The 25,688-nt window shown below is 59.0% G+C and carries 19 protein-coding genes; 8 read left to right on the forward strand and 11 right to left on the reverse strand.

Annotated features, from left to right (window positions below; translation table 11 throughout):
• The first annotated feature begins 586 nt into the window (after nt 1-586).
• From Q7L05_RS11910 to Q7L05_RS11920, 3 genes are all read left to right on the forward strand, one after another.
• Nucleotides 587-1,123, forward strand: coding sequence for a glycine cleavage system protein R (locus Q7L05_RS11910; RefSeq protein ID WP_303906707.1), 537 nt, complete (start codon nt 587-589; stop codon nt 1,121-1,123).
• Nucleotides 1,124-1,244: 121 nt separating this feature from the next.
• A complete protein-coding gene (locus Q7L05_RS11915; RefSeq protein WP_303906710.1) occupies nt 1,245-1,730 on the forward strand; it encodes a peroxiredoxin in 486 nt (161 codons plus the stop codon).
• A 105-nt stretch (nt 1,731-1,835) separates the two neighbouring features.
• The gene (locus Q7L05_RS11920) at nt 1,836-3,263 is read left to right on the forward strand and encodes a PhoH family protein (protein ID WP_303906713.1); all 1,428 of its coding nucleotides are present in this window, start codon (nt 1,836-1,838) and stop codon (nt 3,261-3,263) included.
• Between the two features lie 131 nt (nt 3,264-3,394).
• Here the strand turns inward: Q7L05_RS11920 and Q7L05_RS11925 are convergent, their stop codons facing one another.
• From Q7L05_RS11925 to Q7L05_RS11955, 7 genes are all read right to left on the reverse strand, one after another.
• Nucleotides 3,395-4,468, reverse strand: a complete 1,074-nt coding sequence (locus Q7L05_RS11925; RefSeq protein ID WP_303906715.1) for an AI-2E family transporter — start codon at nt 4,466-4,468, stop codon at nt 3,395-3,397.
• A complete protein-coding gene (locus Q7L05_RS11930) occupies nt 4,465-4,812 on the reverse strand; it encodes a Crp/Fnr family transcriptional regulator (protein ID WP_303906718.1) in 348 nt (115 codons plus the stop codon). Before Q7L05_RS11930 ends, Q7L05_RS11925 begins: the two co-directional genes overlap by 4 nt.
• 9 nt (nt 4,813-4,821) lie before the next feature.
• Nucleotides 4,822-5,721, reverse strand: coding sequence for a selenium metabolism-associated LysR family transcriptional regulator (locus Q7L05_RS11935; protein ID WP_303906720.1), 900 nt, complete (start codon nt 5,719-5,721; stop codon nt 4,822-4,824).
• A 166-nt stretch (nt 5,722-5,887) separates the two neighbouring features.
• On the reverse strand, nt 5,888-9,118 hold the full coding sequence (locus Q7L05_RS11940) for an efflux RND transporter permease subunit (protein ID WP_303906723.1): 3,231 nt from the start codon (nt 9,116-9,118) through the stop codon (nt 5,888-5,890).
• Nucleotides 9,115-10,131, reverse strand: coding sequence for an efflux RND transporter periplasmic adaptor subunit (locus tag Q7L05_RS11945; RefSeq protein ID WP_303906726.1), 1,017 nt, complete (start codon nt 10,129-10,131; stop codon nt 9,115-9,117). The genes Q7L05_RS11940 and Q7L05_RS11945 overlap by 4 nt, the downstream gene beginning before the upstream one ends.
• Before the next feature lie 153 nt (nt 10,132-10,284).
• On the reverse strand, nt 10,285-11,997 hold the full coding sequence (locus Q7L05_RS11950) for a PAS domain S-box protein (protein WP_303906729.1): 1,713 nt from the start codon (nt 11,995-11,997) through the stop codon (nt 10,285-10,287).
• A 237-nt stretch (nt 11,998-12,234) separates the two neighbouring features.
• The gene (locus Q7L05_RS11955; RefSeq protein WP_303906731.1) at nt 12,235-14,094 is read right to left on the reverse strand and encodes a PAS domain S-box protein; all 1,860 of its coding nucleotides are present in this window, start codon (nt 14,092-14,094) and stop codon (nt 12,235-12,237) included.
• A 197-nt stretch (nt 14,095-14,291) separates the two neighbouring features.
• Here Q7L05_RS11955 and ettA point away from each other — a divergent pair, with 197 nt between their 5' ends.
• The 3 genes from ettA (at nt 14,292) to Q7L05_RS11970 (ending at nt 19,407) form a co-directional block, all read left to right on the forward strand.
• The gene (gene ettA, locus Q7L05_RS11960) at nt 14,292-15,959 is read left to right on the forward strand and encodes an energy-dependent translational throttle protein EttA (protein ID WP_303906733.1); all 1,668 of its coding nucleotides are present in this window, start codon (nt 14,292-14,294) and stop codon (nt 15,957-15,959) included.
• A 252-nt stretch (nt 15,960-16,211) separates the two neighbouring features.
• Entirely contained in the window at nt 16,212-18,653 is a 2,442-nt protein-coding gene (locus Q7L05_RS11965) for a Lon protease family protein (protein WP_303906736.1), read from the forward strand.
• The gene (locus tag Q7L05_RS11970) at nt 18,640-19,407 is read left to right on the forward strand and encodes a hypothetical protein (RefSeq protein WP_303906739.1); all 768 of its coding nucleotides are present in this window, start codon (nt 18,640-18,642) and stop codon (nt 19,405-19,407) included. The genes Q7L05_RS11965 and Q7L05_RS11970 overlap by 14 nt, the downstream gene beginning before the upstream one ends.
• A gap of 49 nt (nt 19,408-19,456) precedes the next feature.
• On the opposite strand, the gene Q7L05_RS11975 is transcribed toward Q7L05_RS11970, so the two are convergent.
• Both Q7L05_RS11975 and Q7L05_RS11980 read right to left on the reverse strand, forming a co-directional pair.
• A complete protein-coding gene (locus Q7L05_RS11975; protein WP_303906742.1) occupies nt 19,457-19,762 on the reverse strand; it encodes a DUF6763 family protein in 306 nt (101 codons plus the stop codon).
• Nucleotides 19,763-19,827: 65 nt separating this feature from the next.
• Nucleotides 19,828-21,099, reverse strand: coding sequence for a TenA family transcriptional regulator (locus Q7L05_RS11980; RefSeq protein WP_303906745.1), 1,272 nt, complete (start codon nt 21,097-21,099; stop codon nt 19,828-19,830).
• A gap of 124 nt (nt 21,100-21,223) precedes the next feature.
• Between Q7L05_RS11980 and Q7L05_RS11985 the strand changes: the two genes are divergently transcribed.
• Nucleotides 21,224-22,186, forward strand: coding sequence for a YbgA family protein (locus Q7L05_RS11985; protein ID WP_303906747.1), 963 nt, complete (start codon nt 21,224-21,226; stop codon nt 22,184-22,186).
• Between the two features lie 58 nt (nt 22,187-22,244).
• Here the strand turns inward: Q7L05_RS11985 and Q7L05_RS11990 are convergent, their stop codons facing one another.
• On the reverse strand, nt 22,245-22,538 hold the full coding sequence (locus Q7L05_RS11990; RefSeq protein WP_303906751.1) for a high-potential iron-sulfur protein: 294 nt from the start codon (nt 22,536-22,538) through the stop codon (nt 22,245-22,247).
• Between the two features lie 183 nt (nt 22,539-22,721).
• Here Q7L05_RS11990 and Q7L05_RS11995 point away from each other — a divergent pair, with 183 nt between their 5' ends.
• On the forward strand, nt 22,722-23,972 hold the full coding sequence (locus Q7L05_RS11995; protein WP_303906754.1) for an MgtC/SapB family protein: 1,251 nt from the start codon (nt 22,722-22,724) through the stop codon (nt 23,970-23,972).
• Between the two features lie 46 nt (nt 23,973-24,018).
• Here the strand turns inward: Q7L05_RS11995 and soxB are convergent.
• A partial coding sequence (gene soxB / locus Q7L05_RS12000; RefSeq protein WP_303906757.1) for a thiosulfohydrolase SoxB occupies nt 24,019-25,688 on the reverse strand: 1,670 nt, incomplete at its 5' end.

Consider the following 25,688-nt stretch of genomic DNA (forward strand, 5'->3'; position numbering starts at 1 on the left):
GATTCGGGGCCGCGTGCGGCGGGTACGGCTCGCAATGACGGCTGAACGTTCGTCACCGATTCGGGGCCGCGTAGCGGCGGGTACGGCTCGCAATGACGGCTGAAGGTTCGTCATTGATTCGGGCCTGCGCAGCAGGGGGTACGGCTCGCAATGACGGCTGAAGGTTCGTCACTGATTCGGGTCTGTGCAGCAGGGGGTACGGCTCGCAATGACGGTTAAGAGTTCGTCACCGATTCGGGGCCCGCGCAGCGACGGGTACGGCTCGCAATGGCAACTGAATGTTCTGTCACTGATTTGGGCCCTCGTAGCGGGAGGCGCGGCTCTTGGAGAACTTAACGATTCACTCCTTGAATCTCGAACCAAGGGGAACACGGGGTTCACGGGGGAGAAAAAAACGAAAACCTGTTTTACCCCGTGGTCCCCGTGTACCCCGTGGTTACAAGTCCTTCATTTATCCGAGTCTGCGCAGCAAGGGGTACGACTGGCAACAAAAATAGCGCCTGCAGCCGCACCGGGCCGGCTATGTCGGAGCCCGTATTGGGTGATAAACTCGATACGGAACCTCCAAGGAAAAGAACTCTACCGCATGACTCAACCCAAGTATCTCGTGATCTCCGCACTCGGCAAGGACCGGCCCGGCATCGTCGATCGCCTTACCGGTCCCGTAATGGAAGCGGGGTGTAACATCCTCGATACCCGCATGACGGTTCTGGGCGGCGAGTTCGCCATTCTTCTGATGGTGGAGGGCTCCTGGGCTGAAGTCGCCAAGCTCGAACACCTGCTTCCCGTACTGGAAAAGCGGCTTGAGCTGACCATCATTGCCAAGCGCACCGAAGAGCGCCCCGATCGGCCCGGCGGGATGCCCTACCTGATCAATGTCGTGTCGCTTGACCATCCCGGCATCGTCAATCAGCTTGCCGGATTTTTCTCGACCCGCAACATCAACATCGAGGATCTCTATACCGAGAGCTATCGCGCGGCCCATACCGGGACCCAGATGTTTTCGGCCAACATCACGGTAAACATTCCCGGCGATATTCACATCGCCCAGTTGCGAAACGAGTTTCTCGATTTCTGCGATTCGCTCAATCTTGATGCCGTCCTCGAGCCGGTCAAGGGCTGAGCAGTTCACCGCCCGCAAGTAAACGGGACAGTCAGTTGTTGCAGTTGTTGGCAGTCCAATTCCTCCGCCGCCCCTCCGCGCGGTGAAGGATTAAAGGCCATATCGAAGAGAGCGGACAACCATGAGCCAAATAGCGATCGGAAAGGCAATTCCCGACTTCAGCCTGCCTGCCACCGGCGATCAGACGATCCGTCTGTCGGATTTCAGGGGCCGGAACCTGGTGCTCTATTTTTACCCGAAGGACAGCACACCCGGCTGCACCCGGGAAGGACAAGCGTTCGGTGATCTTCATGATTCCTTCCACAAATACGACACGGTCATCCTGGGCGTGTCCCGGGATAGCGTGAAGGCCCATGAAAACTTCAAGGCCAGACAGGGCTTCCCCTTCGATTTGCTGTCCGATAAGGAAGAGCTCCTCTGCAGGGCATTCGATGTTCTCAAGGAAAAAAATATGTATGGTCGCAAGGTCATGGGCATCGAGCGCAGTACTTTTCTTGTCGATGCTGCAGGGGTCCTGCGGGAGGAGTGGCGCAAAGTGAAGGTGGATGGTCATGCCGAAGCGGTTCTGGAGGCTGTTAAAGGACTCCATGCACGAAACGATGAGTGAGAATCGCACCACTGAGATGCAGATTGCGCGGAGTTTTCACAGCGTTTTTTCTCAACAAGCGCTCCCGTCCCGCACCCGAAAAACATCCGGAGTTTTGAACATTCAATGACTGACAACAAGAGCGCCCGTCCAGCGGGCAAGCGGCTTTTTGTGCTCGATACCAACGTGCTGATGCACGATCCCACGGCCCTGTTCCGCTTCCAGGAACACGATATTTATCTGCCGATGGTGGTCATCGAAGAGCTCGATAACAATAAAAAGGGACACTCGGAAGTCGCCCGTAACGCTCGCCAGGCCAGCCGCTTCCTGGATGAGGTGATGACGGGGGCCAACAAGGCCGATATCGATGCGGGCCTTCCCCTGGGTGAGCCGGGGGAGAGTGCCGGACAGCGCCCCACCGGCCGGATCTTTTTCCAGACCTCCAGTATGGAGGCCAACCTTCCCGCCACCCTGCCGGGCAGCAAGCCGGACAACAATATCCTCGGAACGGCCCTCGCGCTCCGGGAAACGCACGCTGATCAGACGGTCATCCTGGTATCGAAGGATACCAACATGCGCATCAAGGCTGCCGCTATCGGTATTCACGCCGAGGATTACCGCAACGATCAGGTGCTGGAAGACGTCAATCTGCTCTACAGCGGCAATCAAGCATTGAGCGGCGATTTCTGGGAGTCGCACAGCAAGAAGGTGGAGTCCTGGAAAAAGGAGGGGCGCACCTTCTACCGCATCGCTGGACCCGACACCGCCAACTGGCATGCCAACGAGTTCCTTTTTCTGAATGGAAATGACAATGAACCTGCTTCCTTCGAGGCCGTTGTGCGGACGGTGGAGGACGAAAGCGCCATCATCGAGACGGTGAAAGATTACCGCGGCAGCCAAAAGATTTGGGGCATTGCCGCCCGTAATCGGGAGCAGAACTTCGCCCTTAACCTGCTGATGGATCCGGAGATCGATTTCGTGACGATGGTCGGTCAGGCCGGTACCGGCAAGACGCTGCTGACTTTAGCGGCCGGCCTTGCACAGGTCCTGGATGAACAGCTTTACAGCGAAATCATCATGACCCGCGTCACTGTGCCGGTAGGCGAGGATATCGGTTTCCTCCCCGGCACCGAGGAGGAGAAGATGGTTCCCTGGATGGGCGCCCTGATGGACAATCTCGAAGTCCTTACCCAATCCGAACACAACAGTGACTGGGAGCGAGCCGCGACCCAGGAACTGGTGGCTAAACGGGTAAAGATCCGCTCCCTTAACTTTATGCGGGGCCGGACCTTCCTGAACAAATACATCATCCTCGATGAGGCCCAGAACCTGACCTCGAAGCAGATGAAAACCCTGATCACCCGTGCCGGTCCCGGTACCAAGGTGATCTGCCTGGGCAATGTCGCCCAGATCGATACGCCCTATCTGACCGAAACCAACTCCGGTCTGACCTACGTCGTCGATCGTTTCAAGGACTGGGCCCATAGCGGCCATATCACCCTGCTCCGTGGCGAACGCTCGCGGCTGGCGGATTTCGCCTCCGAGGCGCTGTAGGGAACAAAACCAACCATGGGGGACACGGGGCGCACGGGGAACTACCGAAAACCACAGAGAACACGGAGAACTTCTTTTTAAATCTCTGTGTCCTCTGTGGTTTAAAAAGCCGTTCCCCGTGTTCCCCGTGGTCAACTTCTCGCCGGCTCTTCGGGCGAAGTCGGTTCGGTGCGGGGCCAGGCGCGGATCAGGGCGTTGACAAGAGTGGCGAGCGGGATGGCGAAGAAAATGCCCCAGACGCCCCACATTCCGCCGAAGACGAGCACAGCGACGATAATTGCTACCGGGTGCAGATTCACCACCTCCGAGAACAGCAGCGGGACCAGGATATTGCCGTCAATGGCCTGAATGATGCCGTAGGCCACCATGATCCAGGCGAACTCGGAAGTCCAGCCAAACTGGAAATAGGCGATCATCGCCACAGGAAAGGTAACCACCGCGGCGCCGATGTAGGGTACAAGCACCGAAAGCCCCACCAGTACGCCCAGCAGAATCGCGTACTTGAGGTCCATTAGGGCAAAGATCACATAGGTGGCCACCCCGATGATTAGAATCTCCCAGAATTTGCCCCGTACGTAGTTTCCGATCTGGATATCGACCTCATGCCAGATATGCGAGGCGAGGGACCGCTCCCGTGGCAGGAACCCGGTCACCCAGGAAACGATGCGATACTTGTCCTTCAGGAAGAAGAATACCAGCAGAGGCACCAGAATCAGGTACACCACCAGGGTAATGAGACCCGGTATCGAGGAGATGGAGATCGACAGCATCCGCTGCCCCAGATTGGTAATGTGGAGCCGCAGCACATGGATGATTTCATTGACCTGCTGCTCTGAAATAAAGGCATAGTGCTCGGGCAGCCGCAGCAGGGCGTCGCGACCGGCGCTGACATAGCTCGGCAGCTCACGAATCAATTCCACTGTCTGCGTCCACAGCAGCGGCACCACCCCGAACAGCAGGAAGATCAGGAAGGTCATGAACACGAGGAAGACCAGGACAACACTACTGGTCCTTCCGCCTCCTTCCCGCTCCAAAACCGCGACGATGCCCTCCAGCAGGTAAGCGATGACCATCGCCGCCAGGACCGGGGCCAGCATCCGGCCCATGGTCAAGACAACACCGAAGCCAAACACCAGCAGCACCACCAGCAGCACCGCCTGGGGGTCCGAGAAGTAGCGCCGGAACCACTCGGTAATGACGTTCATCGGGTATCGTCGCCGAACTGCTGTTGGTGATGTCGCCGAAAGACCACCTCCAACTCGTCGATCACCTTGCAGGCTTCACGGCCCTGCATCACATGCTGGGCCATCAGGGCCGAGGTTTCATGGAGCATTTTGGAGCGGTCGAGCATGTGGTAGGTCTCGGAGAGCCGCCTGATGGCCCCAACCACGCTTTCCGTGTCCGGACGGGGGATCGGCTTGGGCTGCTTGTCGACCGGCTCGCTCCCGGCCCGTTCCACCAGGAATTCGGCGAACGCTACCAGCGTGTCACGCTCGGCTTCGGGCAAGCGCCGAAAGCACTCCAGCAGGTTCTTTTCGGGATTGCCCATAGCGGTCGCTCAGGGGTGTTCCTGACAATAGGTCTTGGCGAAGTCGAGCAGCTTTTCGATCGCCCGCAACCGGAATTTCTGTTTCTGGTGGACAAAGGAAAACGGACGCTCCATGGGAGGCTGGATGTTAATCGCCAGCAGCGTACCCAGCTCCAGCTCCTTGGCGATGGTAGCGCGGGATACAATGGATATGCCCATCCCTGCTTCGACCGCGCCCTTCACCGCTTCCGGGCTGCCCAGTTCCATCACCACATCAAGGTTGGCCGAGTCGATGGAGGTCTGCTTGAGCTGATCCAGAATCACCTCGCGGGTACCGGAGCCCTCCTCGCGACAAATATAGGGGTATTCCAGCAGCGCGGAAATGGGCACCGAATCCCGGTCTGCCAATTCGTGTCCCGGAGGAACGATCAGCACCATCTGGTCAACCCGGCAGGTTTCAACCACCAGATTCTTGTTGTGGACCGGTGACTCTACCACCCCGAGATCGATGGAATTGTTCTCCACCATCGCCACAATGGCATCGCTATTGGCCACCGAAAGGCGAATATTCACCTCCGGATACTTTCTCTTGAAGTCTCCCAGGAGCGCCGGCAGCATGTATTCGGCAACGGTGGTACTGGCCCCCACCATAAGGACTCCGCTCACCTCACCGGTGAGATCGCGGACGGCATTTTCCATCTCGGCGTAGAGCGCAAAAATCCCATCGGCGTAGCGATATACGCGCCCTCCCGCTTCAGTCAGGCTTATCCGGTTGTGCGTACGATCGAAAAGGCGGGTATTGAAATACTCCTCCAGCTGGCGAACCTGAAAAGTTACCGCCGGCTGGGTCATGTGTAACGATTCGGCTGCTTTTGTAAAACTGAGCAACCGGGCCACGGTGTGGAAAACTTGCAGGCGTCTATCAGCCATATCGATTTATCGTATTCATACGCGCAATTTATGGGGAGAAAGCATACTTTATTCGTCTCACCGGGGACAGTGCCTGACGAAGGTGCTTCAACGATCTATCGGTTCCCGGCCTTGCGCCTACCGAGTGAATACGATTCCGATCGTTCACTCTGGCTGGTGTCCGGCTCTAATCCCGCGCGCGGATGAACTCGACGCGCTTGCGCATAAAGGCATAATACATCACCGGAATGACCACCAGCGTCAGCAGGGTGGAGACAAAAATACCGAAGATCAGCGAGATCGCCAGCCCGCTGAAGATCGGGTCATCCAGGATGAAGAACGCCCCCATCATGGCCGCCAGGCCGGTCAGGACAATGGGCTTGGCACGAACCGCACCGGCCCGGATCACGGCCTCATCCAGGGCGATACCCTCCCGCACCTGCTGGTTGATGAAGTCCACCAGAAGGATCGAGTTGCGAACGATGATACCCGCCAGAGCGATCATACCGATCATCGATGTTGCCGTGAACTTGGCGTCCATCAACGCATGGCCGGGCATCACCCCGATAAGGGTCAGCGGAATGGGAGCCATGATGATCAGTGGCACCAGATAGGAACGAAACTGGGCGACGACCAATAGATAAATGAGTAGCAGCCCCACCGAGTAGGCGATTCCCATGTCGCGGAAAGTCTCGTAGGTCACCTGCCACTCCCCATCCCACTTCAGGCTGTACTCATAGGGGGTTTCCGGCGGATCGATCAGGAACTGGTCGATGGTGGCCCCGAACTGCAGCGGCTGCTGCATCAGTTTGTCCCGGATAGCGAACATCCCATAGAGCGGACTGTCCAGTTCTCCCGCCATGTCGGCCATCACGTAAACCACCTGCTGCAGATCCTTGTGATAGATTGCATTTTCCCTGGTGGTCTCCCGCACGGAGGCGATCTCCGAAAGCGGCACCAGTGTGCCCTGCATGGTCTTCATCCGCAGTTGCAGTACCGATTCGATCTCCGCCTTGTCGGCAACGGGGAACTCCAAGCGGATCGGCAGCGGATATTTCACATTGGCGTCATGGAGGTAGGAAACATCGCTACCGGATAGAGCCGTGTAGACCGCCTCGACCACGTTCTGCTGCGGCACCCCGAGCAGCGCCGCTTTCTGCTGATCGACCCGCAGGATGAATTTCGGTGCAGGCGCCTCCACGGAATCATCGATATCGATGATGTCTTCGGTCGATTCGAACACCAACCGAACCTCCCTGGCCACTTCGATCTGTCCCTGGTAATCGAGTCCATAGATCTCCGCCACGAGCGGTGATCGTACCGGTGGGCCGGGTGGTACCTCGACGATTTTGACGTTGGCATCGTACTGACGCCCAATCGCCTGGAGCGGCTCGCGCACGGACAGGGCAATGTCATGACTCCGGCGTTCACGGTCGTGCTGGTCGGCGAGATTTACCTGAATATCGCCGACGTATGCGCCCTCCCGCAGGTAGTACTGACGCACGAGTCCATTGAAGTTGATCGGCGAGGCCGTGCCCGCGTAGGCCTGATAGTCGGTGACCTCGGGAACCGTCGCCAGGTATTCGCCGAGTTCGCCCAATACCCGGGCGGTCCGCTCGACGCTGGTGCCTTCGGGCATGTCGACCACGATCTGGAACTCCGACTTGTTGTCGAAGGGCAGCATCTTCATCACCACCAGCTGCATGCCGACCAGTGCCATGGAGCCCATAATGAACACTACCACCGCACCGCCCAGTATCCAGCGCCTGCCGCGCCCCTTGCGTTCGCTCAGAAACGGGCCGATACCACGCAGGAACAACTTGTAGATCCCGTTTTCACCCGATTCGTCTCCACTATGGGCCGCATGCGAGCGACTCAGCATCTTGTTCGACATCCAGGGTGTGATCATGAATGCGACGGCCAGGGAGATCAGCATGCCGATACTGGCATTGATGGGAATCGGACTCATATAGGGCCCCATCAAACCGGTCACAAAGGCCATGGGCAGCAGTGCGGCAATGACGGTGAGGGTGGCCAGGATGGTCGGGCCCCCAACCTCATCGACCGCGGCCGGGATTGACTCCAGCAGGCTCTTGTCTCCGAATTGCATATGACGATGGATATTCTCCACCACCACGATGGCATCATCGACCAGAATCCCGATGGAGAAAATCAGTGCGAATAGCGATACTCGATTGAGGGTGAATCCCCAGGCCCAGGATGCAAACAGGGTAATGGCCAGGGTGATGACCACTGCGGTGCCGACAATGATGGCCTCCCGCCACCCCAAAGCCAGTAGCACCAGCACCGCTACTGAAGCGGTGGCGAACATCAGCTTTGTGATCAGGGTCTGCGCCTTGTCGTTGGCCGTCGCACCGTAATTGCGGGTTACCGTCGCCTGAACCCCGTCCGGGACAAAGGTGCCCTTCAGCTGTTCGAAACGCTCGATAACCTCATCGGCAATCGCCACCGCGTTGGTTCCCGGCTGTTTCGCAATCGCCACCGTCACGGCAGGAAACTCACCGGCGGTGTCGATTCCCTTGGCTTCGGCCGCAGGGCCGGTACCAAACCAGGCATATTGCTCAGGCTGATCGGGACCGCGAGTGACCTCGGCCACGTCATCCAGATAGACCGGCTTGCCGTCATGAACTCCCACTACCAGCGAACGCACCTCATCCACCGAGGTCAGGAATTCGCCGGACTGGACCAGGATTTCGCGGTTGTCATTAACCAGCGCACCTGAAGGCCGGGTGGCATTGGAGACCTGCAGGGCCTGGCGCAGATCGCCAAAGGCGATGCCGTAGCCAGCCAGCCTGGCCGGATCCAGCAGGACGTGCGCGACCTGATCCGGACCACCGATGGTATAGATATCCCGGGTACCCTGGACGCGCTTCAGCTCCGATTCGATGGCATGAGCCACCTGCTGCAGCTCGTATCCGCCGACAGCGGGATCCTCGCTCCACAGGGTCAGCGACACGATCGGAACATCATCGATACCCTTGGGCTTGATAATCGGCTGGGCCACGCCCAGGTTCTCTGGAAGCCAGTCCTGATTGGAGAAGATCGCGTTATAGAGCCGCACAATGGCATCGGTGCGATCCTCGCCCACTTCATACTCGATGGTCAGCACGGACATGCCGGGACGCGAGGTGGAATAGATATGGTTCACCCCTTCGATTTCGGAGAGGATCTGTTCGGCCGGGGTACTGATCAGGTTCTCGACTTCCCGCGCCTGTGCGCCCGGGTAGGCTATGAAAATGTTGGCAAAGGTAACGTTGATCTGCGGCTCTTCCTCGCGGGGGGTAACCAGCACCGCAAAGACGCCCAGCAGCAGTCCGACGAGCGCCAGCAGCGGCGTGATCTCGGTGGTGAGGAAGCGTCTGGCAATGCGGCCGGAAATACCCAGCTTTTCACTCATTGAGCTTCACCTGCACGAACTTGCTTCAGGTAGACACCGGCCCGAATCGGGTCCAGAGCGACCTTTTCACCGCCGGAAAGACCGGCCAACACCTCGGTCATCCCGTCGTGATGACGGCCAACACGGATCTGTCGGAAGCTAATGCGCCCATCCCGCACGACGTAAACAGCGGTTACCTCGGAACGCTGCACCACCGCCTGGCGCGGAACGAGCAGTCGCTCCCGTTCGCCGACGGTAAAAGCCACTTTCGCGAACATGCCCGGATAAACGCCGTGCCGCCCATCCGGCAAATCGACACGAACGCGGAAGGTATGGCTCTGCGGGTCCGCAAAGGGACTGACGGTTATGCTTTTGGCCTCGACGACCTGATGCTCTTCGCCGACCGCGGCGGGAAGCGTGATGCGAGCCTGCCCGCGCTGGCGGACCTCATCCACGTAAGGCTGAGATACGTTGGCCGTGGCGCGCAGCTGCTCGAGGGAGAGGCCGGTCATCAGGGGTTGCCCTCGACTGGCCGTTTCGCCGGGCTCCACATGGCGCTCCACCACAATGCCGCTGAAGGGGGCCCGCACCCGGGTATATTCAAGCTGTTCCCGAGCCTGTTCCACCGCTGCCCGGGCCGATTTGAGGGCGGCTTGGGCCTTGTCGAACTCCGACTGGGACACCAGGTTGCGACCCAGCAGGTCCCGGATGCGTCTGAAACTGGCCTCTGCCTCGGCAAACGCGGCCTCAGCGGCATTCAGTGCCGAACGCTGCTCCTGGTCGCGCAGGCGAACAATGATATCGTCCTTCGAGACGTAGTCATCGATGTCGAAATTTACCTCGAGAATTCGCCCGGAGGTCTGTGCTGAAACCGTCGCCCGGTGCACAGCTTCGAGAACAGCGTCGAAAATCTGCTCCCGATCGACCGTTTCGACCCGTGCCTCCGCAACAGCAAACGGCAGCTCGGCGGCACCGGCAACGGTCCAGGGGGCAAGCACCAGGACGGCCACCGCAATTAATGGTTGTATCCGCATGCGTTTCAATCCTCTGCCAGAGCGGCATATATTAGCCGATTCTTATATTGACCAGCAAATGGCTACGGGATCATCTTTCAAAGCCCGGAACGAAAACACCCCTGCAACGGCTAAACCCGCGGCGGGGGTGAATGAGTTCCAAGGGCAAGCCACTTAACTGGACAGCGGCTTTTCACCCCGTGAGAAAGACATGCCCGAGTTGAAAAAGCCATAGCCGGCCCGTTCGGTCGCTCGGGTGTGTTGCATGGCGGTTTCCGCGTGCCGGATAAGGGGCTCGGTTTCTGCACCATCATGGGGAAAAACGCTGATTCCGACACTGAGCGTCAGAAAAAGCTGGTAGCCGTCGGCTTCCACCGGTTCGGAAAAAGCATCAATCAACCGCTGGGCGAGAAGTTCCAGTTCGGCCGAATCATCCAACCCGGAGATAACCGCAGCAAACTGCTCCCGTTTCAGGCGCGCAAGCCCCTCGGCCCTGTCGAGATTCTTTTTGATTCGGTGTGCCGCGGCTATCAACAGACGCTCACCGAGCTCCTCCATCTGTGCCTCGCCCAGCAACCCGGAGAGATCGATGCCGATGCACATGACGGCCAGAGACTCATTGGCCCTGCGGGCACTCAGCAATCCCTTCGAAAGGCGCTCAACAAACAGTAACCGGTTGCCCAGCCCGGTGAGTGCATCCCGTCCTACCAGATGTTGAAGCGACTCCTGCCGGCCCAGGCGACGGGTCACGTCCTTGCCGGTGGCGACGAAGTGGGTCACGTCCCCGTGCTCGTCGCGGACCGGGGTGATGGTTTTGGCCTCATAGTAAAGGTCGCCATCCTTGCGGCGGTTGATGAAAAGATCGGTAAACGGCAAACCGTTGGAGAGGGCCCGCCACATGCGCGTGAAGAAGTCCGGATCCTGTATACCGGAGCTGAGAATATTGGGCCGTTTGCCCGTCACTTCCTGGCGACCATAGCCGGTCACATCCTCAAAGGCGGCATTCACGTATTCGATGACGGCGTCACGGTTGGTGATCATGACCATATCGGCCGTCTGCTCCAGGGCCCGGAACAGTTTTTCGCGCTCCTGTTCGGCCTGCTTACGTGCAGTCACATCGCTGGTCAGGCCGGCACATCGATAAATGCGTCCCGACTCGTCGCGAATCGGAAATGAATGGGTGGCCAGCCAGCGCTCGCTGCCATCCGGTCGCTGGATACGATACTCTTCATTCAGGCCTACCCAGCCTTTTTCCATGAGAACGGATTCAATCCGGTCGTAATCCTCGGGATGGACAAATTCAAGGAATTCGTCGAGTGCGTGGAAAAGCGTGGTCGCGGAGCGCTCCCAAATCTGCTCAAATCCCGGATTGACGTAAATCATCCGTGCTTCGTCCAGATCGATAAGCCACAGTACGCCATCGATGTTGCCGGCCAGCTGTCGAAAGTGCTCTTCACTTTGCTGCAGTGCCAGTTCTGCCCGACGGCGCTGCCGACGCCCCTCCGCCTCCCCCAGCTCTCTCTCCACCGCGGAATTCAGCCGGGCAAGATTGTTCTTCATGATGTAGTTGTGGGCACCGGCGTGAATCGTATTGATCACCGTCTCCTCGCCCACGGCCCCGGAGACGACGATAAACGGCAGATCCAGCGTCGAGTCCTGCAGCAGCTGCAGCACATCAAGGGCGGTAAAGCCAGGCAGGCTGTAGTCGGACAGCACCAGATCCCAGCTCTCCGAAAGAGCGGACTCGATATCGATCAAACAATCTACCCGGCGGTATTCGGGGCGATATCCGCCCTTGCGCAGCTCACGCATGAGGAGGAAGGCATCGTCTTCGGAATCCTCGACAAGGAGAACTTTGAGAGGGATCGTGCTCGCTTGAGGTTCCATATGAATTCACCTGGTCCATTGGCCACTCCGGCGATACCGGATTGCCTATCCTATGCAGGGTTGGAAACCGTCTCAAGTGAAAAGCACCTGCAAAACGCCAACCAAGGAGAAGAAGTCAATCCAATCAGTAACATAGAGAAAATCCCAAGTTCCGAGTTTCGGGATAGGCGATACCATTATCTCTACCTGCTGTGTGCCTGATGAGACCTGCGCCGGATGCATTTTCCGGTACTTCGATTAATTCCTCTTTACGCCAGGGAGACGGAAACAGAAACAGGCGCCCTCGCCTTCAGAGCTGTGAGCCCAGACTTCGCCGCCATGGCGCAAAATGATGCGCTTAACGGTCGCCAGTCCGATCCCCTCGCCCTCGAATTCCGAGGGGCTATGGAAGCGATTAAAAGCGCCGAACAGATCTTTTGCGTGGGTCATGTCAAAGCCGACACCGTTATCACGCACACAGAAATGGCGTCGACCTTTTTCGTCCTCTTCGGTACGGAATTCAATCCTCGGCGCCGCTTCCCGGGCCGAATACTTCCAGGCATTGCCCAAAAGGTTTTGAACCACGACACGAAGCAGAGCCGGATCGCCAACCGCCTGCATACCGTCATCGAAGAGTATTTCCGTCTGCCGATCCGGTTCGGCAATACGCAGCTCTTCCAACACACTGCGGCCCACTTCCGCCAAATCCACCGGCTGCTGTTTCATCGTTTGCCGGGTGACCCGGGAAAGGATGAGCAGGTTGTCGATAATCCCCGCCATCCGTTCGGTATTGGCGGCCACACGGCCCAGGTAGTGAAGTGCCCCTCCCCGGAACTGATCGCCGAAGTCTTCCTGCAGGACCCCGACAAAACCATTAATGGCGCGAAGTGGCGCGTGCAAATCGTGGGAAACCGAGTGGCTGAACGTCTCCAGTTCCCGGTTCACCGCCACCAGTTCCGTCGTACGCTGGGCCACCAGTTCCTCCAGGTGTTCCCGATAGCGAAGCAATTCGCGCTCGTTCGCCTTGCGTCGGGAAATATCCCGAATCACCGCATGGGTAGCCGGTCGTCCCTGGTATTTCATCGGTATCGCAGCCACCTCCACCGTTACCGTGCTGCCATCGAGCCGCAGCATTTCACGCTCTTCCAGCGGTGCCGATTCCCATCGTTCAACCGTCAACTGCGCCCGCTGTGATACGGTTTCGCGGCAGTCGGGCGCATAAAGGCTGGTAATAGGCCGCCCAATGAAAATCTCCGGTGAATCGGCACCAAGGAACTCGGCACCGCACTGGTTCATGGAAACGATTCGGCCCTCACACTGGGTTACTTCGAGCTCAAACGAGAGCTCCACCAACCGGCGATAGCGCTCTTCCGCCTCGGCAAGCTGTCGTTGGGCGGCACAGCATTCGGTGAGATCGATTGCGTTAGCCACAAAATAGGCGGCCCGCTGGTCATTACCACCGACCGCCGTGATAGAGCAGGAGAGACGTCGCCGTCCGCCATCACCCGTCCGCCAGACGATATCTTGTGCCCACTGACGGCTTTTTAGCGGCAATTCGAAGCAGCGACGGACGACGTCCGCCTGCTCCGGAGCGATCACCGTTTTCCAGATGGGGGTTCCGAGTACCTCCTCGGCCTGTAAGCCGCTAAGCCGTTCGGCGCCCGGACTGAACCGCACGATGAATCCCTCGCCGTCCAGCACCAGCCCCACCGTGTTTTCAGAGCGAAAGAGTGCGTCGGCCAGTTCAGCCTCTGCGGGAAGGCCTTCGGCCTCCGCGGCGTCATTCAGGGGCTTGGCGATAGCTAAAATCGCTCCGTCCCCGGTATCCATGAGTGACCAGCGACACAAGCGATGCCCCTCGGGGGTGACGATGCGCGCCATGATGGTCGACTCGGAACTTCGCTGGTCGAGGGCGGACGAAAAGGAATGGCGGTCATCTGGATGAAGCAGGTCGAAGAAGTCTTCGGAAGCGAACTCCGTCAGGGCAGCGGCGGCCCGGCTGTGGTTCAAAATCGAGCCGTTTGCGCCGAGCACAAACACAGGTTCGGTGATATCCGGAACGGGTCTTGCCAATATGGGTCCGCTGTATTCGGTCGCGGCTTCCTTAATCTTGTCCATTATCCCCCGCTTGAGTCCAATCCAGGGCTCAGGAAATCTTGTTATTGGTTAGAAACATAGACCAGATGAAATGATTCTGCCGTGATAATCCTTCAAATTCAGGGTTTCAGTCACGTTTGAAAGCGGGTTTTGCTGCCATCCATAGCGCCTCGTTATAATGCGCTTTCATTTCCACCCGATTGTGCGCTTTAAACTCTATGGCCCAGTACATCTATACCATGAACCGCGTCTCCAAGGTGGTGCCGCCGAAGCGGACCATTCTGGAGGATATCTCCCTCTCTTTTTTCCCGGGCGCCAAAATCGGCGTACTGGGTCTCAACGGCGCCGGTAAATCCTCGCTACTGCGCGTTATGGCGGGAATCGATACCGAGTTTGAAGGCGAAGCGCGTCCGCAACCCGGGATCAAGATCGGCTACCTGCCTCAGGAGCCGCAGCTCGACCCCGAAAAGGATGTGCGCGGTAATGTGGAGGAGGCGGTCAAACCTGTCAAAGACGCCCTGGCCCGTCTCGACGCAGTTTATACCGCCTATGCCGACCCGGATGCCGATTTCGACGCCCTCGCCAAGGAGCAGGGCGAACTTGAAGCACTGATTCAGGCCACCGACGGCCACGATCTCGAGCGTCACCTGGAAATCGCCGCCGACGCCCTGCGCCTCCCTCCCTGGGATGCCGATGTCACCAATCTGTCGGGGGGCGAACGCCGCCGCGTGGCACTCTGCAAGCTACTGCTGGAAAAGCCCGACATGCTGCTGCTGGATGAGCCCACCAACCACCTGGATGCCGAGTCGGTGGCCTGGCTGGAGCGCTTCCTGCATGACTACAGCGGCACCGTGGTTGCGGTCACCCATGATCGCTACTTCCTCGACAACGTCGCCGGCTGGATCCTGGAACTGGACCGTGGCCACGGCATTCCCTGGGAGGGCAACTACTCCTCCTGGCTGGAGCAGAAGGAGAAGCGCCTGGAGATGGAGCAGAAGCAGGAGCAGGCGCGTGCGAAGTCAATGAAGCAGGAGCTGGAGTGGGTGCGCTCGAATCCCAAGGGCCGCCAGTCCAAATCCAAGGCGCGCCTCTCACGCTACGATGAGATGGCTTCCAAGGACTATCAGAAGCGCAACGAGACCAACGAACTCTTTATTCCACCCGGCCCGCGCCTTGGGGATGTGGTCGTCGAAGCGGACAAGATCTGCAAGGGGTTTGGCGATCGCCTGCTGGTTGAGGACATGTCTTTCGACCTGCCCCGCGGCGGCATTGTCGGCGTCATTGGTCCCAACGGTGCGGGTAAGACAACGCTGTTCCGGATGCTGATGGGTGAAGAGAGGCCGGATGGCGGTGAACTGCGTATCGGCGATACGGTGAAGCTGGCCTATGTGGATCAGAGCCGCGACGCCCTGGATGCTAAAAAGACGGTATGGGAGGAGATCTCCGACGGTCACGACATCATGACTGTGGGCGATTTCGAGATTAACTCCCGCGCCTATGTCAGTCGCTTCAACTTCAAAGGCGCCGATCAACAGAAGCGGGTCGGCAATCTCTCGGGCGGTGAGCGCAACCGGCTCCATCTGGCCAAGCTGCTGCAGAGCGGCGGCAACCTGCTACTGCTCGACGAGCCCACCAATGATTTGGATGTGGAGACCCTGCGGGCGCTGGAAGAGGCCATCCTGGAGTTTCCGGGCTCGGTCGTGGTGATCTCCCATGATCGCTGGTTTCTCGATCGCGTCGCCACCCACATCCTCGCCTTCGAGGGCAACTCCCAGGTGACCTGGTTCGAGGGTAACTACGCCGATTACGAGGCCGACCGCAAACGCCGCCTCGGCGAAGAAGCCACCAACCCGCACCGCATAAAGTACAAACCGCTGAAGGTATGACACCTGAATCGCACCGCAGAGACGCGGAGGACGCAAAGGAACCGTGAAAAGCATCGAATTCAGTCTACCTGGCTTACGTCAGCGGGATTGTCCTTCGCCCGGAATGCGACCCGTTGCTTCGATGGCTTCTCTCTTTAGAGGGTTCTATTCGAGTCTCTCAGGGACCTTCTGCGAACTCTGCGCCTCTGCGGTGCAATGCCCTTTGCTTCATATACAATTTCCCAAGCAGCCAGGGAAACTCCAAGGAATTTCATGACTACCGAATCGCTTCCGTCCAGCGCACTCTTCCACCCCTGCGACCCCGCCCAATTCGAATTCGAGACCACATCCGAACTCGAAGAACTGACCGAGATCATTGGTCAGAGGCGAGCCCTCGAGTCCGTCCACTTCGGGGTCGGAATGCGGCGTGAGGGCTATAACCTCTACGTGATGGGCCCCTCGGGAATGGGCAAGCACACGCTCATCGATCGTTTTTTGGGTGAAAAGGCGGCCACCCGCCCCACTCCGCCCGACTGGGTCTACGTGAACAACTTCGATCAGGCCCACAAGCCCCGCTCCCTGCGTCTTCCTGCCGGTCAGGGGCGCCGCCTTCGTGACGATATGGAGCATTTTGTCGAGGAACTCGCCAGCTCCATTCCGGCGGCCTTCGAAGGTGACGAATACCGGGCACATGTCCAAAGCATCGAGGATGAGCTCAAAGAACGGCAGGAAAGCGCCTTTGAAGAGCTATCGGAAGAGGCGGCCAAGCACGACATCAAGCTGTTTCGCACCCCCAGTGGCTTTGCCTTCGCCCCCATGCGCAAGGGAGAAGTGGTGGGACCCGACGAGTTCGCCAAGTGGCCCAGGAAGGCGCAGCAGCATACGGAGGAGGTTGTCGCCAATCTCCAGGAGAAACTGCAGCGGATAATCCAGCAGATCCCGGTTTGGCGGCGTGAGGTGCGAGACCGCATCAAGGAAATCAACCGCGAAGTCACCATGTCGGTGGTGGGTCACCTCATCGATGAACTCAAACAGCGCTACGCTGATCTACCCGATGTGGCGACCTATCTGGATGCGGTTCGCCAGGATGTGGTGGACAACGTCAAGGACTTCATCAAGGGCGAGGAGAGCGAAGGCATCCTTGGCCAGCAGCAGCAACGCGACCCGCGGGCGCTCCACCGCTACAAGGTTAATGTGATAGTGGATCACAGCACTACCGAAGGGGCACCGGTAACCTATCTGGATAACCCGACCTATCTGAACCTGGTGGGCCGCGCCGAACATTTGGCCCAATATGGCGCACTGGTGACCGATTTCACCCTTCTCAAACCGGGTGCATTTCACGAGGCGAGTGGTGGTTATCTGATTCTCGATGCCCACAAACTCCTCACCCACATCTATGCTTGGGAAGGGTTGAAGCGGGCACTCTACTCCAACGAGATCCGCATCGAATCGCTGGAAAAGATGCTCAGCCTGGTGAGCACCGTCTCACTGGAGCCCGAGCCCATCCCGCTGGATATCAAGGTCGTCATTCTGGGCGATCGCTTCATCTACTATCTGCTGCATGCCTACGACCCGGACTTCGCCGAACTGTTCAAGGTAGCCGCCGACTTCGAAGGTCATATCGACCGGAGCAAGGAGAGTCAGGCACTGTATGCACGGCTGATCGCCACTCTGGCTCAAAAGGAACGGATGCGTCCCTTCGACCGTGGTGCGGTCGCCCGCGTAATCGAGCATGGCGCAAGGCTGGTGGAGGATTCCGAAAAGCTGACCACCCACATGCGCTCTATCGCCGACACCCTGCGTGAGGCGGACTACTGGGCCGGCGAGGCGAACCGCGACACGGTAACTGCGGAGGATATCCAGACCGCTATCGACCACTATGTGTATCGATCTTCTCGTGTCCGGGAACAGATACAGGAAGCCATTCAACGCAACACCATCTATATAGACACCGATGGCGCCAGAGTCGGCCAAATCAACGGACTGTCGGTTCTTGCCATGGGCCAGTATGCGTTTGGTCAACCGTCCCGGATCACCGCTACGGTCCATATTGGCGAGGGGCAGGTGGTCGATATCGAACGCGAAGTGGAAATGGGCGGTCCCATTCACTCAAAAGGGGTGCTCATCCTCTCTTCGTTCCTGGCGTCCCGGTATGCACAGGACCATCCGTTGTCCCTGTCGGCGAGTCTGGTGTTCGAACAATCCTACGCAGGCGTCGACGGTGACAGCGCCTCACTGGCGGAGTTGTGCGCTTTGATGTCGGCGCTGTCGCGGATCCCGATCAAGCAATCGTTTGCCATGACCGGCTCGGTCAACCAACACGGTGAGGTTCAACCGATCGGGGGGGTCAACGAAAAGATCGAGGGCTTTTTCGATGTCTGTCGGGCTCGCGGCCTGAACGGCGAACAGGGGGTGCTAATCCCGGCCTCCAACGTCAAACACCTGATGCTGCGCTCGGATATTGTGGAAGCCGCCAAGCAGGGGCAGTTCCACATCCACCCCGTGGAGAGCGTGGACCAGGCCATAGCCCTGCTGACCGGCCAGGCAGCCGGAGAGAGAGACCAGGAGGGGAACTACCCGGAAGAGAGTCTTAACGGGTTGGTGCAGAATCGACTCACCGAGATGTCGCTTGTCCGGCAGACCTTTGCCGACCAGGCGAAGGAGAAGTTCAAAGGGGATGAGGGTAGGGTAAGACTCGATGATCCATCCTGAACAGGACCACAATGAAAGCGCGCACCGCATCCTGCTCGCGCTCGACTACGTCCATGATAAGGCCATACTGGAAGCCGCTGCGCTGCTGGCCAAATCGATGCGGGCCAGCCTTCAGGCTATCTTCGTCGAGGATGAGGAACTGCGGCGTGTCGCCCAGCTCCCTTTTACCTGCGAAATCGGCTTCGGTTCGGCCGTGATTCGCCGAATGGAGCTGACCCGCCTGGAGCGGGATCTGAAAAACCATGCAACGGAACTGCAACGCATGCTTCGGCGAAATGCGGCGCTCAATCGGGTGAAATGGAGCTTTTCGGTAACCCGCGGCTCCCTGCCCGCCGCCGCACTGACGGCCACTGAAGCGGACGTATACATCCTGCCCCGCCGCGGCAGTGGCTATCCGGAGCAGCCGCGCCATGTTCCCGGAGTGATCGCCACGCTCCTCGATGGCTCCCCGCAGTCGCTGCACGCCCTGGAAGTTGCAGTCACACTCTCGAACCATATCCCGTTACATATATTCATTCCCGCAAGCGAGCAGGGCGATGTATTACGCGACCGGGCCATGCCCCTTCTGGAACGACTCCAACATACCGCCCTTTTCATTCCCATTGATGACACCAGCCCGGAAACGATAGCGATAAACGTCCGAACACTCCGCGCCAGCCTCCTGGTACTCGGCTACGCCGAGAGATATCGTGATCCGGACGTGTTGGAGTCCCTGCAGACCGCCACAGGCACGCCGCTCATCCTGGCAAACTAGAGGGAAAGTGGTCCGGCTCGTTCCTCGACCTCAATGATTCAGCGGTTACTCAGCCCAGTTCGGTTTCGAAGTCTACCGCGTCCAGCGGACCGGACCAGACTGTCCGGTGAATGCCCTCGCCAACATTGTCGAGTTCCAGGTCAAAGTCGTGAAGACCGGACCACTCCTCGGGCGATTCACGTGAGGTGAAGTCTGCGTGACGCCAGATGTTGAAATCGAGTTCCTCGACACTTCCGTCGAAGTACTGGATTTCAATCAACTGCTCCTCATCGTCAACGGTAATTACCTCGAACGAGATTCCCTGCTCGTTCTTGTGCCACTCCCCGATTCGGGGCTCGCACTGTCTGTCAGCCATTGCAATACCTCTCTTGCCAGCAAAGCCCCTGTAAGTATAGCGGTACCCATCGGTACCGCCACGGGTCAGGGGGTCTGCTCAAGAGGCGGCACGACCTGAGCAAAGACGTACGGCGTATCCTGCCGCTGCTTGTACGCCGCCGCGTCGATAACGGTGGCATCCGCCACCTCGCCGCGCGCCCTGAGCAGCGCCTGCTCGATTCGCCGGTCGCGTAGCCGGTAGCGATCGGCCGGATGAATATCGGCCAGACCGGCACAATCCTCATCAAACACGTGCCGGTACATTTCGGTCATCATGCCGTAACGGCCGGCCATCAGCGCGTTGACGGCGCCCTTGATCCGATCCACGGCCTTTTCGTCCTCGGCGTAGAAGCTGGTCACCAACATTACCGAGATGGCGTGCAGCACATCGTACTTTACGTGGGCGATAAAGACGTCCAGATGATCTGCCGTGATTGGTACGTCGTTTCGCCAGGCGTGGCGAACCACGCCCCCGAGCAGCAGGGTAAAGAACTCCGGAACGCCCCACTCCATTCCCAGGCCCACCGAGGAGAGGGCTTCCAGCCTCGAGAAGACCGGGTCGCCGGCCACGAGCCGCTGGGTTAGCACGTTATCTGCCACCCCTTGAAGCATCGCCACATCCTGCTCTTCGAACGGGATCCCCAACCCATCGAACAACTTGCGATACATGACGATATGGGTGGCCGACCCGAACAGACCCGCCATGGAGGGATAATCGTCGAGCTCATGGCTCCCCACGCCGTACTCGTCAGCGATCAGCTGCGCCAGGACGATCTGGGTCAACTCCGATACCCGTTCGTTGAGCGTGCCGTAAGGCAAATCCTGAAAGCCCGAAAAGCGGCCCAGCGCCAACGCAACACACTGGCGGGTATTCTTGACCTGATTGAAGTACTGGAGCGCAAACCGCACCAACTGCCGGCTGGTGAAGCGACCCTCAAACATGCGCACAAAAAACGGATGGCGCCAAACCGGATGATCCATCACGTGGTCATGCAGGTGCTGAAACTGATGCTCCAGTTTCCCGGTCCTAAACAGTGCCGTCTGCCCGAAACGGTTATTGGGGTCGCGCGCGGCAATCGCCCGCAGCTCATCAAACAGGTGATAAAGGGGATTGTCCGGTTCGTTCAACTCCGCAATGATACGAGAGAAGTCTTTCCGCTGATCCGCCTTGAACCGAGCCAGTACCGTTTCCGCATCAAGGTCCAGAAGCTCGGGAATATGGTGGATATTCGGCAGCAGACGGGGGCTCCCGTCGGGTTGGATTTTGAGCAGGTCCGAGAAGTGTTCGACAGCCGGGCCGCGCTGAGACTTGGTCATGATGATGATCGTTCCGCAATAGCTTTATTAACTAACTCTAATATTTCAGTTGGCCGGCTGCAATGCCCCCATGGGCCTGGCCGTCTGACGGCCGCTTTGCCGGTCTTCAATCTACGATTACGGTATGATGGACTTGAATGATGTCAGGCACTTGAAGTTAGGCATTAGCAGCTGCCTTTTGGGCGAAGCGGTCCGTTTCGACGGCAACCACAAGCTGGACGCCTACATCGTTGGAACCCTGGGTCGATTCTTCGAGTTCGTGCCGATCTGCCCCGAAATCGCCGTCGGCCTGGGGGTCCCGCGTCCCGCTATTCGCCTTGAGGGCAATCCCGAACACCCGCGCCTCGTCGGGGTCCACGACAAGAACCTGGACGCGACCGATGCCATAGAAGCCTTCAGTACCCGCCAACTCCAGACACTAAATGAAATTTCGGGGTACATTCTGAAGAGCAAATCGCCAAGCTGCGGCATGGAGCGGGTAAAGGTCTATGGTGAAAACAGCCAGGTGGGCCACGGCTCCGGCCTGTTTGCCCGGGCCTTGATGACCGCCTATCCCCTGATCCCGGTAGAAGAGGAGGGTCGGCTGGGGGACCCTAACTTGCGCGACAATTTCCTCGAGCGCTTGTTTGCCTATCGGCGTTGGCAAAACCTGGAGGCGTCCGGACTCACCAGACCTGCCCTGATTCACTTTCACACCATCCACAAACTGAGCCTGATGGCGCACGGGCTGGAAGCGTATCGACGATTGGGACGCATGATCGCAGCCGCGGGCAAGCGCCCCCTGCGGCCGCTCGCCGGAGAATACATGGAGACCTTTATGAGGGCTCTCAAACACCCGGCCACCATCAAACTCCAGACAAATGTCCTCTACCACTTGATGGGATACCTGAAGGACTCCCTGCAGCAGGAAGACAAGGCGGAGTTGCTGGAGGTAATCGGGGCGTACCGGCAGGAGCGGATTCCTCTCGTCGTTCCCATCATACTCCTGAAGCACCATTTCCGGCACCATCCACACCTCTACATTGCCGAGCAGGTTTACCTGAATCCCCCTCCGGAAGAGATGCTACTGCGCCGCGGTGGCCTTTGATAAAGTCCGGCCCTCTCGAACTTAGGGCCGGGCTCTTTAGTGACACACGGGCAAGGAGCTACGGCTTCGGCGCCCAGGATTTACACCAGCCGGTAGCAACCACTTGCTTGCCCGGGAAAAGCGGGCAGTCACCTTCCGGGGCATCGCCGCCCTGGTAGAGGGCGCAATTCGCGCAGCCCTGGCCCTCCATCTCACTCGTTGAGGTGTACTCGAGGGATTTAGCGGTCGGATCCTCCCCGGTCACCAGTGCCGCCATTGCACGACCACCAACCGCCGCAGCGGCGGCAATCGGAACGGCTGCAATAGTCTTGATAAAGAAGCGGCGGGCGGCGTCATTGCTGTTGTCGGTCATGGATTCCTCCTGTTGTGACATTTTCAGGTTGCCCAACAGAACTTCTGGTAAAGAAAACAGGAAAAATCAAGAAACCGGGGCCATTAATCTTGCGTTCAAGCACCAAGCTTGTGAGTCTGCGTTTACCCTGCCGACGCATCGAGGGATGTGGCACGGCAAGTCACAATCGATTACTGTCCAGTCATGGACGACGTTTGGCAGCGACTTGCTATCGCATTGGCCCTGGGGCTTTTGGTAGGCCTGGAACGGGGCTGGCAAGGACGTGAGGAAGAAGAGGGCCACCGGATCGCCGGCATTCGCACCTTCGGCCTCATCAGCCTGCTGGGTGCGGTCTGGGCACTGCTGGCGGAACAGTTTGGTCCGCTGGTGCTCGGCATCGCCTATCTCGGCTTCGCCGCTGCCGTTACCAGTGCCTACGTTCTTGGCGCCCATAGTGACCGCGGTTACGGCATCACCACCGTGGTTGCGGCACTGCTGACCTTTGCGCTCGGCGCCCTTGCCATCCAGGGCTCAACAGCAATCGCCGCGGCGGCTTCCGTGGTGATGACGACTCTGCTCGGCATAAAGCCGCTCCTCCACCGATGGGTAGCACAACTCGAACAGCGTGAATTGTTTGCCACCTTCAAGCTACTGCTGATCTCGGTGGTGCTGCTGCCTATTCTTCCGAATAGCGGCTATGGCCCTTCGGGGGCACTCAACCCGTATGTCATCTGGTGGCTGGTGGTGCTGATTGCCGGCATCTCCTTCGTCGGCTACTTCGCCATCAAGATCGCGGGCACGCGCATCGGCATCTTTCTTACCGGCATTTTCGGCGGGTTGGCCTCTTCCACAGCCCTCACCCTGAACCTCTCGCGTCTCGGAAAGAGAAACCGCAGCATCCATGCACTGCTGGCAGCGGGCGTGGTAGTCGCTGCCACAACCATGTTCCCGCGTGTACTCCTCGAGGTTGCGGTCGTGAACCCCGGCCTGCTGGAGATCTTGATAGCGCCACTGGCCTCCATGAGCGCCGTCGGCTACGGCTTCGTCCTGTGGACCTGGTTCAGCGAGAAGCGTCGGACCCAGCAGCAGCCGATCCGGTTGCAAAACCCGTTTGAACTGCTTCCGGCATTGAGATTCGCGGCACTGTTGGTAGCCGTGATGCTGGCGGCGAAATTCGCGCAGCTCTGGTTCGGCGATGTCGGGATCTACCTGACCGCCGCCCTCTCGGGCATTGCCGATGTAGACGCCATCACCCTCTCGCTGGCCCGGCTGACCAGGGACGGCCTCGCTCCGGAGGTGGCGGTCCGCGGCATCATCATCGCCTCGGTGGTGAATACGTTCGTGAAGGTAGGGCTGGTGGCGGGGATCTGCGGCGGGCGCATGGCGATGCGGGTAGCGCTCATGCTGTGTGTTACGGTGCTGGTCGGTCTGGTCGTGCTGTTCACAAGCACATGATGGACCACGGAGGCGCAGGGGCGCCTCCGTGGCATTCCGACAAGGATCAAGTCAGAGTCTTGCCAGCATAATCGGCGATGCCGGGATTGTTGGCCACGTTCTTGAGCTTGGGCGTATTGAGCTTGCCCGCACCGATCGTCTTCTGGTCGCGCAGATACTCCGCCACCACCTCCCAGATGGGGGCGCCCGGCGACTGCGAACCGACGGTGGCCCAACCCGCGACCTTGTACTGCTTGTCAGCGTCAATCTTGGTGCCGTCTTCGAGCTGCATGTCACTGACACGCTTGCCGATGGTCGCTGTCGGGTTACAGGTGTAATCGAGCCCGGAGACCCGCACCATGTCGCCCCCCTGCTGGTAGTAGGGATCCTCGTTAAAGAGGTTGTCGAGCACGTCCTCGAGGATCAGCTTGATCTCGGCACCGGCCATCTCGCGCACGTAGGTCTCCGGATAGGTGGTTCCCGTCTGGTCCATGATGTGTTCCATCGTGATGGCCTGCCCCGGCAGCACGGTGGTGCCCCACCGGAAACCGGGCGACAAGGCAATCTGCGCATCGCCGACCGCACGCTGCGCATCGCAGATGATCTGATCGAAGGTGCCATTGAAATTGCCGCGCCGGTAGAGGAGGTCTTCGGCTACCGCCAGCTCTTCACTCAGCGTATTCATAAAGGGGGCGCGAATTTCGTCGATGTAGGCCTCCATCTCGGAGTCCGGGTCCAGCATGTTGGAGAAGACTGGCAGGAGGCGATAGCGGAAGTCGCGCACCTTGCCGCCGCGCACGTCCAGGTCCAGCACGCCCAGGAACTTGCCGTTGGAGCCTGCATTGGTGACCAGGGTCTTGCCACCCGGGTTCTTGACGATGGAGGGCGCCGGCATGCCGTCGTGGGTGTGGCCGCCGAGGATGGCGTCGATGCCGCTGACGACCGAGGCCATCTTCAGGTCCACATCCATGCCGTTGTGGGAGAGGACCACCACCAGGTCCGGCTTCTCGTTGGCACGGATGTTGTCAACCAGGCTCTGCATCGCGTCGTCGCGGATGCCGAAGGTCCAGTCCGGGATGAAGCGCGACGGATTGGCGATAGGGGTATAGGGGAATGCCTGGCCGATCACGGCCACCTTGGCGCCGCCCACGTTACGGATGGTGTAGGGCTTGAAGGCGTGGCCGGTGTCCTCGTTGTAATCCGGGAAGTCTTCGAAGCGGTAGTCGAACATCGCCATCTCATCGACCCGGACGTTCTGTGCCACGAACTCACCGTCAAAGTCCTTGATGTTGTCGAGCACCTCCTCGTCACGGTAGGTGAACTCCCAGTGGCCGGTCATGATGTCCACGCCCAGCCTGTTGCAGGCGCCGACCATGTCCTTGCCGCGGGTCCACAGCGAGGTCCCGGAGCCCTGCCAGGTGTCGCCGCCGTCCAGTAGGAGGCTGTTGCCGTCACCACGCGACTCGCGGATGCTTTTAACCAGCGTGGACAGGTGCGCAAAACCACCGACCTTGCCGTACTGCTCAGCCGCCTCGCCGTAGTTGAGATAGGTGAAGGCGTGTGCCTCCAGGCTCCCCGGTTTGATGTCGAAGTGTTCCAGCAGCTTGTCACCGACCAGGTGGGGGGCATTCCCGTAGGCGCCCTTGATGCCGAGGTTGACGTTGGGCTCGCGAAAATAGACGGGCTTGAGCTGTGCATGGCAATCGGTGAAGTGCAGCAGCGAGACATTGCCGAATT

Origin of the sequence: Thiohalomonas denitrificans (assembly GCF_016841685.1) — a bacterium.
GTDB classification, from domain to species: Bacteria; Pseudomonadota; Gammaproteobacteria; order Thiohalomonadales; family Thiohalomonadaceae; genus Thiohalomonas; species Thiohalomonas denitrificans_A.

Bases quoted from the DNA above. Each gene is read 5' to 3' on its own strand.
- Q7L05_RS11975 (WP_303906742.1), bottom strand. From the start codon at position 19,762: ATGGCTGACAGACAGTGCGAGCCCCGAATCGGGGAGTGGCACAAGAAC.
- Q7L05_RS11915 (WP_303906710.1), top strand. From the start codon at position 1,245: ATGAGCCAAATAGCGATCGGAAAGGCAATTCCCGACTTCAGCCTGCCT.
- Q7L05_RS11910 (WP_303906707.1), top strand. From the start codon at position 587: ATGACTCAACCCAAGTATCTCGTGATCTCCGCACTCGGCAAGGACCGG.
- Q7L05_RS11940 (WP_303906723.1), bottom strand. From the start codon at position 9,118: ATGAGTGAAAAGCTGGGTATTTCCGGCCGCATTGCCAGACGCTTCCTC.
- Q7L05_RS11920 (WP_303906713.1), top strand. From the start codon at position 1,836: ATGACTGACAACAAGAGCGCCCGTCCAGCGGGCAAGCGGCTTTTTGTG.
- Q7L05_RS11980 (WP_303906745.1), bottom strand. From the start codon at position 21,099: ATGACCAAGTCTCAGCGCGGCCCGGCTGTCGAACACTTCTCGGACCTG.
- Q7L05_RS11985 (WP_303906747.1), top strand. From the start codon at position 21,224: ATGATGGACTTGAATGATGTCAGGCACTTGAAGTTAGGCATTAGCAGC.
- Q7L05_RS11955 (WP_303906731.1), bottom strand. From the start codon at position 14,094: ATGGACAAGATTAAGGAAGCCGCGACCGAATACAGCGGACCCATATTG.
- Q7L05_RS11945 (WP_303906726.1), bottom strand. From the start codon at position 10,131: ATGCGGATACAACCATTAATTGCGGTGGCCGTCCTGGTGCTTGCCCCC.
- Q7L05_RS11930 (WP_303906718.1), bottom strand. From the start codon at position 4,812: ATGGGCAATCCCGAAAAGAACCTGCTGGAGTGCTTTCGGCGCTTGCCC.
- Q7L05_RS11925 (WP_303906715.1), bottom strand. From the start codon at position 4,468: ATGAACGTCATTACCGAGTGGTTCCGGCGCTACTTCTCGGACCCCCAG.
- Q7L05_RS11995 (WP_303906754.1), top strand. From the start codon at position 22,722: ATGGACGACGTTTGGCAGCGACTTGCTATCGCATTGGCCCTGGGGCTT.
- Q7L05_RS11970 (WP_303906739.1), top strand. From the start codon at position 18,640: ATGATCCATCCTGAACAGGACCACAATGAAAGCGCGCACCGCATCCTG.
- Q7L05_RS11965 (WP_303906736.1), top strand. From the start codon at position 16,212: ATGACTACCGAATCGCTTCCGTCCAGCGCACTCTTCCACCCCTGCGAC.
- Q7L05_RS11935 (WP_303906720.1), bottom strand. From the start codon at position 5,721: ATGGCTGATAGACGCCTGCAAGTTTTCCACACCGTGGCCCGGTTGCTC.
- Q7L05_RS11950 (WP_303906729.1), bottom strand. From the start codon at position 11,997: ATGGAACCTCAAGCGAGCACGATCCCTCTCAAAGTTCTCCTTGTCGAG.
- Q7L05_RS11990 (WP_303906751.1), bottom strand. From the start codon at position 22,538: ATGACCGACAACAGCAATGACGCCGCCCGCCGCTTCTTTATCAAGACT.
- ettA (WP_303906733.1), top strand. From the start codon at position 14,292: ATGGCCCAGTACATCTATACCATGAACCGCGTCTCCAAGGTGGTGCCG.